The 17,165-nt window shown below is 58.9% G+C and carries 10 protein-coding genes; 5 read left to right on the top strand and 5 right to left on the bottom strand.

The window, feature by feature from the left end; all coding sequences use genetic code 11:
* Nucleotides 1–55 precede the first annotated feature (55 nt).
* The 3 genes from HMPREF2765_RS08180 to HMPREF2765_RS08175 all read right to left on the bottom strand — a co-directional run bounded on the left by HMPREF2765_RS08180 (nt 56) and on the right by HMPREF2765_RS08175 (nt 2,747).
* Nucleotides 56–280, bottom strand: coding sequence for a hypothetical protein (locus tag HMPREF2765_RS08180; RefSeq protein WP_005504194.1), 225 nt, complete (start codon nt 278–280; stop codon nt 56–58).
* A gap of 194 nt (nt 281–474) precedes the next feature.
* On the bottom strand, nt 475–1,074 hold the full coding sequence (locus HMPREF2765_RS09220; protein ID WP_141749103.1) for a DUF7340 domain-containing protein: 600 nt from the start codon (nt 1,072–1,074) through the stop codon (nt 475–477).
* Nucleotides 1,075–2,096: 1,022 nt separating this feature from the next.
* Nucleotides 2,097–2,747: a peptidoglycan amidohydrolase family protein gene (locus HMPREF2765_RS08175; RefSeq protein WP_070542336.1), complete on the bottom strand. Its 651-nt coding sequence runs from the start codon at nt 2,745–2,747 to the stop codon at nt 2,097–2,099.
* A gap of 418 nt (nt 2,748–3,165) precedes the next feature.
* On the opposite strand from HMPREF2765_RS08175, the gene HMPREF2765_RS08170 reads away from it, so the two are divergent.
* The gene (locus HMPREF2765_RS08170; protein ID WP_049350236.1) at nt 3,166–4,458 is read left to right on the top strand and encodes an MFS transporter; all 1,293 of its coding nucleotides are present in this window, start codon (nt 3,166–3,168) and stop codon (nt 4,456–4,458) included.
* 84 nt (nt 4,459–4,542) lie between these two features.
* Here the strand turns inward: HMPREF2765_RS08170 and HMPREF2765_RS08165 are convergent, their stop codons facing one another.
* The gene (locus tag HMPREF2765_RS08165; protein ID WP_070605240.1) at nt 4,543–5,457 is read right to left on the bottom strand and encodes a shikimate dehydrogenase; all 915 of its coding nucleotides are present in this window, start codon (nt 5,455–5,457) and stop codon (nt 4,543–4,545) included.
* Between the two features lie 240 nt (nt 5,458–5,697).
* On the opposite strand from HMPREF2765_RS08165, the gene HMPREF2765_RS08160 reads away from it, so the two are divergent.
* The 4 genes from HMPREF2765_RS08160 to HMPREF2765_RS08145 all read left to right on the top strand — a co-directional run bounded on the left by HMPREF2765_RS08160 (nt 5,698) and on the right by HMPREF2765_RS08145 (nt 15,354).
* Entirely contained in the window at nt 5,698–10,587 is a 4,890-nt protein-coding gene (locus tag HMPREF2765_RS08160) for an NAD-glutamate dehydrogenase (RefSeq protein ID WP_070605237.1), read from the top strand.
* A 476-nt stretch (nt 10,588–11,063) separates the two neighbouring features.
* Nucleotides 11,064–12,419: a hypothetical protein gene (locus tag HMPREF2765_RS08155; RefSeq protein WP_070605234.1), complete on the top strand. Its 1,356-nt coding sequence runs from the start codon at nt 11,064–11,066 to the stop codon at nt 12,417–12,419.
* A 33-nt stretch (nt 12,420–12,452) separates the two neighbouring features.
* Nucleotides 12,453–14,168 (top strand): GT4 family glycosyltransferase PelF, encoded by a 1,716-nt coding sequence (gene pelF, locus HMPREF2765_RS08150; protein ID WP_070605231.1) that lies wholly within the window; start codon nt 12,453–12,455, stop codon nt 14,166–14,168.
* Nucleotides 14,158–15,354, top strand: a complete 1,197-nt coding sequence (locus HMPREF2765_RS08145; RefSeq protein ID WP_070605228.1) for a putative glycoside hydrolase family 15 protein — start codon at nt 14,158–14,160, stop codon at nt 15,352–15,354. The genes pelF and HMPREF2765_RS08145 overlap by 11 nt, the downstream gene beginning before the upstream one ends.
* A 146-nt stretch (nt 15,355–15,500) precedes the next feature.
* Here the strand turns inward: HMPREF2765_RS08145 and HMPREF2765_RS08140 are convergent, their stop codons facing one another.
* Nucleotides 15,501–16,937 carry a glyceraldehyde-3-phosphate dehydrogenase gene (locus tag HMPREF2765_RS08140; protein WP_070605225.1) on the bottom strand — a complete coding sequence of 479 codons (1,437 nt, stop codon included), beginning with the start codon at nt 16,935–16,937 and terminating at the stop codon, nt 15,501–15,503.
* Nucleotides 16,938–17,165 lie beyond the last annotated feature (228 nt).

Below are 17,165 nucleotides of genomic sequence, written 5' to 3'. Positions count from 1 at the left end.
AGCAGTGGCTGCTGGAATCACTGCATAGAGTTGCTTACGCCACCCCGGACGATGCCTAAGCACGACGCTTCGACTTCACGAGGTTCTCCAAATCCGCAATTTGCTTGTGAAGACGTAGCATATTCTCATCGAACCATTCCACGATAGCTCGAGTGCTGACTTTTGCCTGACCGAAGCGCTGTACGGCAGGGTCGCCTTCACGCACAAAAGGCGCATCATACACATCAGTCAGAGCTCGATGAGCTGCCTGGTATGCAGTGTTTTCAGAAATAGGTGCCATGATAATCTCCTTGGCGGTTGGGCAGCTATGATAGCTGCGGTTTAACAGAAAACCCCGCCAGGATAAACCTGACGGGGTGAACTACAGCAGATAAAGAACAGCTTCCTGCGGTAGCTTTATCTGCCTGGGAAAATGATGTAATCCTACTGGAACGGTTACCTATTTTCACAGGCAGAAGTTTAATACGGACGGTATCAGTCCTGGCTATGAAGTAATAGGGCTAAGGCCTTCATACCTTCCAACCCTTCCCACACAGCAGAGCAAGAACGACAAGACGCCCTTTCAGCGGTGTAATACAGTGCAGATCGGCGTATTGATGTTGAGCCGTCGCAGCTTGTTTTCATGACTTCCTGCTCCCCGCAGTTAGGACAAAATCCCTGCAAATCATGACTGGGATGGCGCAACGCAACAATGGCCCGAATCCAACTGGTCGTCGTTGCTAACGCCTCATCATGAAGCTCCTGATGTAGGTGATTGCGAATCCATGCAGAAACCTGATTTTTCAGCGGCGCACCTGGGAATGAGGGCATAACAACGGAACGAATAGACTCTTGAACTTCTAACGCATTAGCAGAAATAGGTATACGACATCCAAAACGGCTGGCGCTAGATGCTCCTCCGGTACGTGAACCACCGGCTACATAATCTGCCAGCTCATCCAATAATGCCTGATGGCGTGGAATACGGAACTTTGTGCGATGTAGACACTGACGGTCTGCGTCCTTCACTGGCGTGCCCACAGTTAGAGCGATTAGATGCTGCTGCAGTTGCTCGCCAGATGAAATGGTAGTCATATGATGTAGCCTCTCTGCTAAATGAGTGAATTATTGATATCCGCTACAGTGCGGAAGGTGTGTGAACCATAGTGTTGGCTCTACAAAGAGTTGCTCTGCTTCTGCTTCTTGGCAGGGAAGTTGAAGCATGTGACAGGCGTTTTCTCCGTGCGTGTAGGAATGATGCTAAACCAGCATCATGAACGGCCCATTCATCCTGTCCCCTCTTCTTGCCGATTGGAGCTTCAGTATCCTGGTGCGCATTCTGTCGCTTCATTTGCCGGTAGTGCTTGCGGCATAAGGGGTGCCCGGCATGTCGAGAATCCGCATCTATTGGTTTCTCGCAACGCGTGCAATGAGAAAGTGCAAGAAAAAGAACCGGATTTGCTCGCGAAGGGTAAATTCGTTGCTTTGAAGTTCGTCGAGCGCGGGGGTTGACAGGAAGATAGACCCGCGGTGAATCAAGAGGTACGGTACCCTCTGGCGCGTGGATACATGCACGGCAGATGGAATAGATGGGATTCCACTGATTCTCTATTGCGATGCGTTGTCCGTAATTTTCAGGGTGGATACTACAGGCTAGAAGAGAGATGCCAGCGGTTCTCCAACATCTAGGACAAATAGGTTGCCCTGATGTTATGCGGGGATTCTTGTGGAGGCGTATCGCCCTATGCCGCGCTTGGCATGTGCGGCAACCAGTGCGATATGTGTCTGTCGGCTCGTGGCATCCTTTGCATAGCCGGGATGGGTACTTCATGAGTCCTCCTTGGAATCAAAACCTAGCAGAAGATTAATCCGATGTTTATAAAAGACGTAAATCAGCCTTTAATATTCATCGGGGGGGGGTAATATTTAATAAATATTTTTTGTATTTAATTGAAATTCAACTCATAGAAGTTTATTTTTACTCAAATGATTCACTAAGTGAAAATATGCTGATACTTGAGTGTGTTATATATGAGAATTTAACTTGTTTTGGGTAGGGTCCATAGACCCTACCCAAAACAAGTTTTGATAGTTATATATCTATGAGGCTCTATGCATTAGAGAGCTCGGATTGCACTCTCCAGCTCCTTCAGACTGGTCTCCAGGCGGATCATAGAAGTATCAAACCAATGGATGACACCGCGCAAGCCGACAGTGGCATTGCCATAGCGAGCCTTAGCGAGGTCGCCCTGGCGAACAAAAGGCTCATCAAAAATTGCATTCATCGCATTCTTAGCCGCGCGGTAGATAACCTCTTCTTCGTTCACTTCTGCCGGGGGGCGATAAATCGTAATTGCCGGACCACCGTTGTACGACCAAATGGTGTCGTGCGGATTAATAGAAATACCATTATGGCCAGCGTTGCAATGGATAATCGTGTCGTGGTCATCATAGAAAATGCCGGTGTGACCAGCTGCACCGTTGGTGTATCCACGGCGACCCCAGATAAACACGTCACCACGTCGTGCCGGGTAATTACCCGATGCATCCGGTCGGACCTGAGTCCAGCCGTTACTCTCCAAATCGTGGAAGAGCGTTTCGGTATTACCAATAGCAATATTCTGCGGGAGCAGGCCAGCATCTCGCAGTGCAAAGTAAACCGCAGATGAGCAGTCATAAGAATGCGGGCCAGTTCGATAATTCATCGAATAGGTCACCTTGCCCTTACGCTGCTCCATCCATGCAATCGCCTGATCAATCTTGGACATAATAAAATCCTTTCGGAAAGGCAGTAGCCCCGCACTATGAACCTCCCGGGAAGTCCATAGTGCGGGGCTACCGCAAATGAATTGGACACTAAAAACGCCGACCAGCTTTATCTTGGTCGGCGTGACTGCTCGGTAGGCACACTCCTGCCGAGGTGATATTCACTTTACGTGGGTTGGGTGCGAAAGTCCTGTCGCGCATTTTTGAAATTACAAATTTCTTTATCGCTTATGAACTGACTGGGGTTGGTGCTGGAGGTGTCCGTCCGCTATTACTACTTCAAACCTTGGGAACTTAGGTAACCCTATGGAAAACAGGCGGTGCGCTCCCTACACTGGAAGGGCACATTGACAGACCGCGCGGGCCACCCACACCGCGGCCCCGCCCCTCCCAACGGGTATATTACCGAAGGAGCCACCCATGAGCCGACGCACCGACGCGCCCGCCCGATCACCACGACGAGCCGCCCTCGCCAGCTGGATAGGCTCCGCCCTCGAATACTACGACTTCGCTGTCTACGGCACCGCCGCGGCAATCGTGCTCAACCGCATCTTCTTCCCCGAAGACACTGCCGCCATCGGCATCCTCAAGTCCATGGTGGTTGTGGGCGTCGCCTACGTTGTGCGCCCCTTCGGCGCCATGATTGTTGGACCCCTCGGTGACCGCTACGGCCGCCGATTCGTCCTGATGCTCACGCTCTTCCTGATGGGCTTTGCCACTTTCGCAATCGGTTGCCTGCCGACCTACAGCGAGGCGGGTATCCTCGCCCCCACCCTGCTGGTCATCTGCCGCATGATTCAGGGTCTCTCCGCCGCCGGCGAGCAGGCAAGCTCCATTTCCATCTCCCTGGAGCACGCCAACGAGCATCAGCGCGCTTTCACGACCAGCTGGACCCTGCAGGGCACCCAGTTCGGCTCGCTGCTGGCAACCGCCGTGTTCATTCCCTTCGCCGCTCTGCCGGACGAGCACCTGCTCAGCTGGGGCTGGCGCGTACCCTTCTGGCTCTCCGCCTTCGTGGTGGTGACCGCCTGGCTGATTCGCCGCACCCTCTCCGAGCCGCCCGCATACCTGCAGCGCGAAAAGCTCACCGAATCCCCGCTCATGCTGGTCTTCAAGCACCACAAGCGCGCCGTGCTCACCATTGCCGTATGCGCCATGGTCAACACCGTGAACATGGTCTTCACGACCTTCGCGCTTTCCTTCGCCACCAAGGGTTACGGCCTTGACCGCAGCACCATGCTGCTGGTGCCGGTCGCCTCCAACACCCTCGGTCTGATTGCGATTCCGCTCGCCGCCATGCTTGCCGACCGGATTGGTCGTAAGCCCGTGTTCATTACCGGTGCGGTTGCTTCGTCCCTGGTGATGTTCCCGTACCTCGGCGCGATTACCGAGGGTAACTGGGTGGGTATCTTCGCCTACGGCGTGCTCATGCACGGCGCGCTCTACTCCATGGCGAACGGCGTGTGGCCCGCCTTCTATGCGGAGATGTTCCCGACCCGCGTGCGCGTGACCGGCCTGGCGCTGGGTACCCAGATTGGCTTCGCAATTTCTGGAGGCGTGGCGCCCGCCGTGGCGACGAGCCTCGCCGGTGCCGACCTGCATAACGCGGTGCTGCCCGCCGTGTTCACGGTCGCCATGTGTGTGCTCGTGGCGTTGGGCGCGCTGACGGCTCGTGAAGGGTACAAGAAGTCCCTGGCTGAGCTGGATGCATAGCCCACAGAATATATTCCGAATATAGAATAAATAAAGGTGGGATTGGATAGCTAGCTATCCAACCCCACCTGTATGTTTAACCTTCTAAGCCCCCTGCTGAGCCGCAATCAGCGCCTCAAAATGCGCCGCCATACGCTCAGCGTTCGGTTCCAACCCAGTGAAGAGACGGAACGCATCCACCGCCTGACCCACCGCCATGTAGCCGCCCGTCAGCACCTCGCATCCGGCGGCACGCGCCGCGCGCACCAGCTGCGTCTGTTGCGGCAGGTAGATGACATCCGCAACCCACAGGCCCTCGCGCAACACCCCGGCACTCAGTGCCGACTCGCTCAACGGCATACCCGGATGCACGTGCATGCCCACCGGGGTTGCGTTCACCAAACCCTGAGCCTCCAGTAGAGCTTCAATCAAGCGCTCATTGTCGCTCAGCACCTCGATTCGGGTCTGCGGGAAGAGCCCACCCAGCTGCTCCGCAAGCCCCTGCGCCTTCGCCGCGTCACGCTCAAAGAGACTCAGGCGGCGCACCCCCAGGCGGCACAGGGCGTACGCCGTGGCGCTACCGGCACCGCCAGCACCCAGCTGCACCACGTGCTCCAGGCGCGCCGGATTCTCCGCAACCTGCGGCAGGCCGCGCTTGAGGCCCGCAATGAACCCGGAGTAGTCCGTGTTATCGCCGTAGAAGCTGCCGTCCTCGCCAATCACCACGCAATTGACCGCGCCCAGGGCGCGTGCCGCATCCGAAAGCTCGTGCAGGTGCTCCATGACCGACTGCTTGCACGGGTGCGTGATGTTGAAAGCGTTAAAGCCGAGCAGTGCCGCCGCATCCAGAAGCGCCGGTGCGGAGGCGCCATCCAGGTTCAGGGCGTCCAGGTCGACGGGGCGGTACAGGTAGCGCACCCCGTGCGCGTCCGCCTCCGCCTCGTGCATGGGAGGGGTCAGTGAGGAGGTGATGCCGTCACCAATGAGACCCACCAGGAAAGATTCAGTACGCAAACTCATAGTTTCACTGTACGTGTCCACCCCTCAAGATGCACCTACTTTCTTGAACCCGTACCAAATGCGCGCTGGATTTGGGAAGAAGATAAAAATAATTTCTACGCCCACAAGAGCGATATGTCTGACAGAAACACCTCAAAGGTATAAGCTTGGTATAAGTGCTCGCGCGCCACGGCGCGCACATGAGACCACACAGACACCGTCACAGTGAAGTGATACCGATATTCGGAGGATAGATTGTCAATGACTGACAAGGCTATGGCACACTTCGCTGGCGCCGATGCATGGGTCGAGCAGTATTTCCTGAACAGCCCCGAAGATGAGCGTGAAGAGTTCACCCCGGCAGAGTTAGAGGATTTGGCTCGCACCCACCGTGCGCTGGCTCAAATCCGCCTGCCCAAGACCCCTGTCGTTGCCGCACGCAACGACGAGTACAACACCACCCTGTACGTCGCGACCGACGACATGCCGCACATCGTCAGCTCCCTGACCGCATGCCTTGCCGCGCACTTTGGTGGTTTCGTCACCATTCTTCACCCCACCTTCCTCGCTGAACGCGGCCCGGACGGTACCCTCCTGAGCCTGCGCGGCACCGGCATGCGCGGCAACCTCGCCAGTGGCGATACCGCCACTCTTGGCGTGCCCTCCCTCAAGCTCAGCGAGAACGCCCCGGCGGGTACCACTGTCGCTATTGAATCCTGGATTGCGGTTCGCCTGACCCGCTACCTCACTGAGGAAGAGCAGCGCCGCTGCGAGAAGGAAGTTGAACGCGTCCTCGCTGACGTTCGCGCCTGCCACGCCGACCTGGATGCCATGGTCACCCGCGTTTTCGACCTGGCGCAGTCCATGTACGACCTGCGCGGCGCAACCCTGGGTCACGGCGAGGAATCCTACGCCGCCAACCCGCGCGGTGTGGAGCCTGCATCCCGTGTGGAGGTGGCACAGGACTTCCTGCGCTGGCTGACCCGCGGCAACTTCGTGTTCATGGGTGTTAAGGAGCGTGTGCTGGATGGCACCTCCGGCGCTATTTCGCTGGTGGACCGCCCCGGTTCGGCGCTCGGTATTCTGCGCACCACGGAGGGTAGGAGCCGCATCCCCCTTTCGGGTGAGACCCTGGAGCGTGCCCTGTTCCCGCGCCCCCTGTACATCACGAAGGCGAATTCCCGCTCCACCGTCGCACGGAACGACTACCTGGACTACATTGGTGTGCGCCGCTTCGACCTGAATGGCCGCGTGATTGGTGAGTACGTCATTCTGGGCCTGTTCACCCGCCAGGCGTACGCACTGCCCGCTATTGAGACTCCGCTGGTGCGTGAGCGTATCGCGATGGTGCGCCGCCGCCTCGGCTACCACCCCGGTTCTTACTCTGACAAGGCGCTTCTGGGTGCCTTGGAGGATTACCCGCGCCTGGAGCTGCTGCACGCTTCCGCTAATGATCTGACCGATACGTTCGGCGGCATCATGGGCCTGGAGGAGCGCCGCAAGACCCGCCTGTTCCTGCGCGCTGACCGGTTCAACCGGTTTATTTCCGCCGTGGTGTACCTGCCTCGGGATCGTTACAACACGAACGTGTGCTCCCGTATCCAGCGGGTGTTCCAACAGGAATTTGATCTTAGTGCCATCGACCATGAGGTGTACCTGTCCTCCTCATCGTTGGCGCGTCTATTTTTCCGCATTCGGCTCACCAACCCCAACGATGTGCCGAAGACGGATCATCAAGCTCTCGAAAAGCGACTGCAAGAAGCCGCCCGCTCCTGGGTGGAAGCAACCGCAGCTGCTATTGAGGCATGGAAACCCGGAGCGGCAGGCCGCCGACTCGCATCAGCCTGGGCAGATGCGACTAGCGCAGCCTACCGAGCCGATTACACAGTAGAACAAGCAATCGAGGATATCGTGATTCTTGAATCTCTCTCGGGCCAGAAGCCCGCCGCAATCAAGGTTGAAGCCGGCGAAGCCAACACCACCCGACTGAAGACCTATCTGTCCGCACCTCACACCCTCACCGAGCTTCTGCCGGTTATGCAGAATATGGGCCTGGTCGTTGTTGATCAGAAGCCCTACGAGTTCAAGCCTGAGGATGGCGAAGACTACGGCTACCTCTACGACTTCGGAGTTGAATTCCCCGAGGGCGTGGACGCAAACGCTGTGGCTTCCCTTTACGAGGACGCCCTGAACGCCTACCTGCTCGGTGAGCGCGAGTCCGATACCCTGGACCGCCTGATCCTGGCTGAGGGCCTGACCTGGCAGGAAGTACGTCTGTTCCGTGCCCTGAACCACTACCTGATTCAGCTGGGCCTGGGCTACACCCCGTCCTTCATGTCGAACACCCTGCTCGCAAACCCGGCCATCACCAAGCACCTGGTCGAGTTCTTCGAGGTCAGCTTCGACCCGAACAACGGTCTCAACGATGAGCAGCGCAACGCACGCCGTGACGAAATCGAAGCAGCCCTGGTTGAGGAACTGAACCAGATTCCCACCCTGGACGCTGACCGCTACCTGCGCTCCCTCGGCAAGGTCATCCGCGCTATCCTGCGCACCAACGCATACCTTGCTGACCGCCCCGCACTCGCATTCAAGGTGGCACCGCAGGAGATTGACTTCGCACCCCTGCCCCGCCCCAAGTTCGAGATTTTCGTCTACTCCCCGCGCGTTGAGGGTGTTCACCTGCGCTTCGGTAGCGTCGCACGTGGTGGCCTGCGCTGGTCGGACCGCCGCGACGACTTCCGCACCGAGGTTCTGGGCCTGGTCAAGGCACAGATGGTGAAGAACGCCGTCATTATCCCCACCGGCGCGAAGGGTGGCTTCTACCCCAAGCAGCTGCCCGACCCCGCAGTGGATCGTGACGCATGGATCACCGAGGGCCGCGAGTCCTACAAGGTCTTCATCGGCTCCCTGCTGGACGTCACCGACAACCTTGCGGTGGGCACCGACGGCTCCGAGACCGTTGTCCGCCCCGAAGGTGTTGTAGCACGCGACGCTGACGACTACTACCTGGTGGTTGCAGCGGATAAGGGCACCGCAGCATTCTCCGACACCGCAAACGCAATCAGCCTGGAGCACGGCTTCTGGCTGGGCGACGCCTTCGCATCCGGCGGCTCCGTCGGTTACGACCACAAGGCTATGGGTATCACCGCACGTGGTGCATGGGAGTCCGTCAAGCGTCACTTCGCTGAGCTCGGCCACGACGCTCAGACCGAAGAGTTCACCGCAGTCGGCATTGGCGACATGTCCGGTGACGTGTTCGGTAACGGTCTGCTCCGCTCCAAGGCAACCCGCCTGGTCGCAGCATTCGACCACCGCGACATCTTCCTGGACCCGAACCCGAACGCGGCAGTGTCCTTCGACGAGCGTCAGCGCCTGTACAACCTGCCCCGTTCCTCCTGGCAGGACTACAACCGCGACCTGATTTCCGCCGGTGGTGGCGTGTACTCTCGCGGTCTGAAGTCCATCGAGATCACCCCCGAGGTGCGCGAGGTTCTGGGCCTGGATGAGTCCGTCACCGAGCTGGCACCGACCGAGCTGATTTCCGCAATCCTCAAGGCACCGGTCGACCTGATCTACAACGGCGGTATCGGTACCTACGTGAAGGCATCCACCGAGACCAACGCACAGGTAGGCGACAAGGCTAACGACGCACTGCGCGTCAACGGCAAGGACCTGCGCGCCAAGATTGTTGGCGAGGGCGGTAACCTCGGCTTCACCCAGCTGGGTCGTATTGAGGCTGCGCTCAACGGCGTTATCCTCAACACCGACGCAATCGACAACTCCGCAGGTGTGGAAACCAGTGACCGTGAGGTCAACATCAAGATTCTGGTGGACCGCCTCGTGGCACACGGCGAGCTGTCCAGCGAAGAGCGTGCTTCCTTCATCGAGTCCCTGCAGGACGAGGTCGGCGGCAAGGTCCTCGAGACCAACGTTGAACAGAACGTTCTGCTGCAGGGTGAGTTCCACGGTTCCTTCCTGGGCACCAACCTGTACAAGCGCCTCATGCACGACCTGGAGGAGCACGCCGGCCTGAACCGCGCCGTCGAGTTCCTGCCCACCGACGAGGAGCTGGATGCACGCCTGGAGAACACCGGCGAGCGTCTGACCCGCCCCGAGCTGTCCGTCCTGGCTGCGTACGTGAAGATTTACCTCACCCACGCACTGGAGCAGACTGACTTCGCGGACGACCCCTACCTGGAAGGCGTTCTGCGCAGCTACTTCCCGGCAGCACTGGTCGAGCGTTTCGGTCAGCACCTGGACTCGCACCCGCTGCGTAAGGAAATCATCTGCACCCGCGTCGCTAACGAGCTGGTCAACATCGGCGGTATCACCTTCGCATACCGCGTGATGGAGGAGTTCAACGTCGGTATCGATTCCGTCGCACGCGCCTTCATCGTCGCTCGTGAGCTCTTCGAGCTGGGCACCGCTGCTAAGCTGCACCGCGAACTGCCCCCGAAGACCCCGCTGGATGCATGGTTCACCGTTCTGCGCGACAACCAGCGCGTTCTGGACCGTGCAGTCCGCTGGTTCATCACCGAGCGCGGCGTCGTTGCTGGCACCAGCATCTCCGAGCTGCTGGAGACCTTCGGTTCCGTCGTCGAGATGCGCCACAACCTGCCCGAGTACCTCTCCGGCACCTCCCGCGAGCGTGTTCGTGCAAAGCGCGACGCAGGCGAGGCATGGGGCCTGCCCGAGGAACTCATCGTCATCTGGATCCGCGGTTTCGAGGGCTACGCCCTGCTGGACGTCATCCGTTCGGCACGCGACCACGACTTCGAGGCAACCTCGCTGGCACCGGTCTACTTCGCAACCTACGACCGCTTCAAGGTGGACGAACTGCTCGGCCTCATCTCCGACCTGCCCCGCAGCGACCGCTGGGAGATCCTGGCACGTCAGGCACTGCGCGGTAGCCTCTACGAGACCGCTGCAGGTCTGGCACTGTCTGTGGCAGAGGGCGCGAAGGGTGACTTCTCCACCGTGGACGGTGCGCAGAAGGCACTGGCTACCTGGATTGAAGAGCACCCGACCCGCGTGGGTAACATCGACCGCATCCTGAAGGAGATTGGCGAGGCCGCTCTGGACGTCACCGGTCACCCGCGTCTGGCTGTAGTGTCCGTGGCACTGCGTACTCTCTCGAGTGCATCCTAAATAGCTAAGGCCCGTTAGGGTCGCTTAGAGCATCCCGGTTCCCTCCCTGTGGGAGGGGCCGGGATGCTTTTGCGCAGGGACACATGGTGTGTGCACAGGTAGTGCGGGGGATCCTTGGTTGGGTGAACCTTGTGCCGGTGTGCCAGCGCGTCAGCACCTCGCGTGGAGCACCCAAATCAAGGTTGTTGCACCCCGCGTATATTGCATAGAATATTGCTCTCACTAGATGTTTTGCATTCTTGTGTGACACACATTATGCAGGTGTGTCCTAAATCCCTCCAAATATCAAGTAGAGGGTTAAGGAAACCAAAGGTTTTAGTTGATATATGCCGTATATTGATTCACGGCGGCATCAGCGCAAGCCATGGGGACCCGGCACTTCTCGGTACGACGACTCTTTCCCCTGGCGCGTCACACGGTGCTGTTCAAACACACTGCCCCTAATCTTTACGATTATTGACTGAAAGTCTGCAAGATTGTCTACCAACCACGGTACTGAGGAAAAAAGCAACAGCGCATGGCGCCTCCTCATTAACTTTCTGCTTTACGTCTCTCCGGTCGCACTGCTGACCACCATCTTCCCCATCGTCACCCCGACGATTAACCGGTACAACCTCGATGGTGTACCCCTGATTCAGGTGATCCTGGCAGCATCCATTACCGTTCCTTGGCTCAGCCAGGCAGCCTGCCTGCCCCTTTACCGTGCTATCCAGATGGAGCACAAGAAGATTGCGGACGCCCGCGAAGGCCTGCGTATTCATGCTGAAACCCTCGAGCACCAGCTCAAGCGTGCCGAAGCACGTGCCGTACGCGCACGCATGTCCGAACCGCAGTTCCAGGACATTACCGACCTGACCGCGTTCACCCGCAACTGGCTCTACCTCTTCTTCATGACCATGCCGCTGGTGCTGCTCTTCGCCGTGCCGGTCGCCCTCGTTCTTCACTGGAGCCCGACTGCATTTGGTGCGTTCTTCGTCCTGGGCGTTCTCAACATTGCGTTCGCGCAGCTGCTGGTCATCCCGAACCTCGCGAAGAACCGCATTATCTGGTTCATCGCATGGCTTGGCTACACTCTTGCCCTGTACTTCTTCCCCGTCATCTGGTTCCTGCCGCCGCTGGTTGGTTCGCTCATCCTGCTGGTGAGCCTCGGCAAGGACCTGGTGCACCTGCTGCACTTCGCACGCATCCCGATTAAGGACATTGCGCTCGACGCCTTGCGCGGCTTCTTCACCGGCTCCATCATCTGGGCTGATAAGTACATGCTCTTCCTGGTTACCGGCGGCGAGATCAACGTCGTGGCAATCTACCTGAGCCTGATTCCCTGCGTTATCGCCTACAACTACTTCTTCGTGGTGGAGGCAGACCGCGTCAACGCAAGCATCCAGCACCTGTGGACCATCTTCGACCGCCTGCCCTACAAGGGTGTTCAGGCGGAGTCATCCAAGGCTCTGCGCACCTCCAACCACGCTATCCGCAACTCCCTGCTGATTTACATCGCCAGTGCTATCGTCACCGGCATCCTGATGTTCATCTTCCTGCCGCAGTCCTACCCGCTGGCGCTCTCCGGCCTGGTCGTGGCGTTCCTCTTCGTTGCAGTGGCACTGCTGATTTACCAGATCGAGTACATGACCATGTACGTCACCGTGCAGCTGCTCTCCGCAGCGCACCTGGTGCTGCTCTTCATCTCCTTCATGATTCTGCCCAACGAGACCGGCTACCTGCCCATCATCGTGGGCGAGACAGTGCTCGCCTTCGCATGCTACCGCGTCTACCGTCAGGCGTGGGCTGCACCCGAGTACTCCCTCTTCTGGCGTCGAGCCCTCGCCTGGTAAGAACCGCACGGTCCGCGAAAGATACATACGACAATGACTGAACAGATGTACCGAAACCACTACGCGCCGCTGCAGCTTCCGGCTCCCGGCCCCCACTACAGCGACCCCGAATACCCGGACGTTGACGTCGCCATCATCATGGAATCCACCTACCCCTACCTCAAGGGTGGTGTGTCCGCGGTGGTGCACGATATTGTCTGCGAAAACCCGGATCTGACCTACGGCATTATTCACATCGCCTGGGATAAGAACTCCCCCCACGAAGACCTCTACGGCATGCCCGAGAACGTCAAGTGGGTCAAGGTGCTGTACCTGAGCCTGGAAGTCAACCGTGAGGCCTTCGCAGAAGCCTGCGATCCCTCCGCACTGCGCATGAACTTTGCGGAGCGTCAGGCACTCACCAACCGCCTCATGGACGGCTTCAGCGCCCTCATCGCCGGCGACGTGAACCCCCTCTGGAAGCTCTACGACGAGGGCATCAACCCCGCAACCCGCAGCTACAACCTCTTCGGCCTCTTCGGAACCCGCGAGTTCATGCAGGCGATTGCGGGTCTGGGATTCTTCTCCGAGGTGCCCTTCGGTGAGCTCTTCTGGAAGGTGCGCGACTTCGTCTCCATCCTCTTTGCGATCCTGCACGAGCGGATGCCGCACGCCCGCGTCTACCACGCCCACACCACCGGCTACGCTGCACTCATCGCCGCCGCAGCCGCACGTGACCACGGCACCAGTTTCCTGCTGACCGAGCACAACCTGTACATTCGCGACACCGTGAACACCAAGCTCGAACGCAACATGGCGAAGCCCGTCACCACCGACTACGCCTTCCTCAATGAGGAGCGTGAGCACCCCGGCCTGGGCCCGGTCACCCTCGACGAGCGTGCCTGGTCCGTCTGGTTCGTTGAAATGGGACGCTTCTGCTACCCCAGCGCCGACATGGCAACCTACCTGTACCCCAAGGCACTGGAAGAGGCACGCGGTATTGGCGCGCCCATCGACCAGATGAACGAGGGTGACAAGGACCGCGCAATCATTCTGCCTAACGGTATGCTCATCGAGTCCGTGGCGGAAGCCTACTACGCCCGCCAGGCGGCGCGTGCCCGCATCCTCGCTGAGGGCCGCGGCCACGTGTGGCGCTTCGTGTTCATCGCCCGCGTGGTGCCCATTAAGGGTCTGACCGACCTGATTCGCTCCCTCGCGGTGCTGCGCGATCAGGGTCTGGTGAACTTCCACCTGGACGTGCTCGGCCCCAAGGACCACCTGCCCGAGTACTACGAGCTGTGCCTGCGCACCATCGAAGAGCTCAACATGGGCGAGTACATCACCTTCCACGGCACCGTGAACGTGCGTGCGATGCTCGACCGCTTCGACCTGCTGCTCATGCCCAGCTACAATGAGGGTCAGCCGATTGTGGCGCTCGAGGCGATGGCCGCGTCCATCCCGCTGGTCAGCACCGACGTGGGCGGTATGTCCCAGCTCATTGATGATGTGCTGGTCGCCCCCGACGGCCACGAAATCGGTAACTGCGGTATCTTGACCATCCCCGGCGATATTCACGGCTTCGCGGCGGCGCTGCGCACCCTTATGGAGGAGCCCAGCATCTACGAACGCTACTGTGTGAACGCCTACGACCGTATCGTCAGCTTCTTCCAGCTGCGACTGGTCATGGACCGCTACAACACGATCTACCGCGAGCTGGGCAAGCTGCCCCCTCGCGCCCCCGAATTCGACCCGGAGTACGATGGCGAATAAACTCACCCGTTTGGGCGGACCCGGCAAGTTTGGTGCCTGGGTCCGCTACGGCGGTAAGCCCATTACCCAGCAGCAGCTCGATTTTGCGGTCAAGAACTACTCTGTCGCAATCCTGCAGCCCTGGGAACTGGACGCGGCACGCTACCTGAAGAAGCGTGCACCTCAAATGGTGGTGCTGGCGTATAAGTGCCTGTCTTCCACCCGCTCTTATGAGCCCGGCCCGATCTATTCTTCGGGTGTCTCTTACCCGCTGGCGCAGTCGATGGCGAACTCCGGTAAGGATTTCTTCGCGCACCGCCTCAACGGTGACCGTATCGAGTGGAAGGGCTACCCCAAGCACTTCCAGATGCAGGTGTGGAACGCCGACTATCGTTGGCACTGGGTGGACGCTGTGGTGCGCGAAATGCGCGACTCACCCTTTGACGGGGTCATGGCTGATAACGACGTGGAGAACGATTACTACGGTCTGGACCTGCCCATCCAGGGTGTGGAGTCTATGACGAAGATCCGTGAGCACCTGGATTTTCTGGTCGCGTACGCCGGTATTGAGCTGAATAAAATCGGCAAGATTCTGGTGCCCAATATTGCTGAGTCTCGTCTGCGTTACGGCAAGTGGGAGCGTCACAGCGCCTACGGTGGCGGCTTTGAGGAGGTGTGGCTCGGCTGGGGTCCGAACGACTACCTGTCTTCGCCTTACGCCGTGATGCAGGGTCGTGAGATTGCGAACGGCTCGACGGGCGACGTGAACCTGGGTACTACTTTTGCGGGTCTGGGTGGCCGTAGCGCCGCCTCGCAGAAGAAGGTGACGATTCTGCGTACCCCGCTCAGCGACCGCAAGGCTGCTATTACCGGTACGGATGAGAACTTCCTGTACGGTTTGGCGGGCTTCTGGGTGTTCGGTGGAGGCGCCTTCACCGGCATCAGTGCAACCCACCACGACGCCTACGACGAGATCCCGCACGCCCCGGAGCTTTCCTACGGTCTGGGGGATCCGGTCGGCGGCATTATTGCTCAGAAGACCGCTCAGACTCGTGCCTTTACGCACGGTTGGGCTGCCCTGAACACCGGCTCGAAGGATGTGACCGTGAAGGTTCCTTCCGGCCTGGTGGATGCGGCAAACCGCCCAGTGCCCTTGAGCTTCACGCTACGGGCGCATCAGGGTGTGGTGTACCGCCGTAAGGTTTAATTACCACTCGCATAGCTCTTCTGAGCTTCTGCGCGGCACCGCTTATCTGCGTAGATAACCTCATAAACAAACCCACCGGCAATATAGCCAAATGGCTATATGTACCGGTGGGTTTGCTATATGTGTGCTAGATGAGCTGGGGTAGCTTACTTAGTGGGGTAGGAGGGCACGTCGTAGCCGCCCATGCGCTCCAGAACGCGAATCACCTGGCAGGAGTAACCGAACTCGTTGTCGTACCAGACGTAGACAATTGCGGAGTCATCGGTCACCACGGTAGCCAGCGAGTCCACAACACCTGCGGTGCGGGAACCCACGAAGTCGGTGGAAACAGCCTCGGGGGAATCCGAGTAGCCCACCTGGCGGCGCAGCTCGCCGTCGATGGACTCGCGGCGGAACAGCTCGTTCAGTTCCTCAGCGGAACCTGCGGGCTTGGTCAGCTTCACGTTCAGGATTGCCATGGAGACGTCCGGGGTGGGAACGCGAATCGCGTTACCGGTCAGTTTGCCTTCCAGCTGCGGCAGAGCCTTAGAAACAGCCTTAGCTGCACCGGTCTCGGTGATGACCATGTTCAGCACAGCGGAGCGACCGCGGCGGTCACCCTTGTGGAAGTTGTCGATCAGGTTCTGATCGTTGGTGAATGCGTGAACGGTCTCAACGTGGCCGCGCTCAACACCGTATGCGTCATCCAGAACCTTCAGTGCCGGAGTAATCGCGTTGGTGGTGCAGGATGCTGCGGAGAGAATCTTGTCCTCATCGGTGATGACGTCATCGTTCACGCCGAACACGATGTTCTTCATGTCGCCCTTACCGGGAGCGGTCAGCAGAACACGAGAAATACCGGGGCGGTTCAGGTGCTGCTCGAGGCCCGGAACGTCGCGCCAGCGGCCGGTGTTGTCCACCAGCAGAGCGTCCTTGATGCCGTACTCGGTGTAGTCGACGGTGGTCGGGTCTGAGGAGTAAATGAAGCGAACCGGAACACCGTTAGCGATGATGGTGCTGTTCTCCTCATCCACCTCAATAACGCCCTTGAAGGGGCCGTGAACCGAGTCGCGCTCCAGCAGGGAGGCGCGCTTAACCAGGTCCTTATCACCGTTCTTACGCACCACCACGGCGCGCAGGTTCAGGCCGGAACCCAGCGGCGAGGAGGAACGCTCCAGCAGGATGCGGGCCAGCAGGCGACCAATACGACCGAAGCCGTACAGCACAACGTCCTGCTCCTTAGGCTGGTCGCCCTGGTGGTTCACGGAGGAACCCAGCTGCTCGGGCAGCCACATGGACAGCTCGGGGGAGCCAGCCTCACGGTGAGCCTTGTGCAGAGCAGCAATGTTAATCGAGCATGCACCCAGGTTCAGCTCAGCCAGAGCGCGAACCAGCTCCAGGGTGTGTGCGGGGTTCAGAGGTGCACCATCAATGTGAGATACAAAATCGTGCAGCTTCAGCAGCTCAATGACAGACTTGTTGACCAGGCTACGGCCGTGAATGCTCAGCACCACACCGTTCTCGCGGTGCAGCTTACCGATGAGGGGGATCAGCTCCTCTGCGGTAGCCTCACGGTTAACCCAGGTAGCGGTTGCAGTCGTCACGTATGACCTTCTTCCTAACTTCGTCGTTGGAGGGTAGGCGCGACGGTGCTGTCGCGTCAATACCGTGCCGGGCGTTAAAGACCCGGCGTCGGTTTAAGTCTAACCCGTACAAACCCTTCTAGAGCCTCAAAATTAGTGATATTGGGGCTAAAAGTCAGAAGAGGTAAAAGTCAGTTCCTGCACCCGCCCGGCAAGCCAACACAAGCCCTCAAAAGGAAAAGTAAAACC

The organism is Rothia sp. HMSC062H08 (genome assembly GCF_001810775.1).
Lineage (GTDB): Bacteria > Actinomycetota > Actinomycetes > Actinomycetales > Micrococcaceae > Rothia.
Note: the sequence above shows the minus strand (reverse complement) of the source record. Positions and strands in the feature narration are given on the sequence as shown.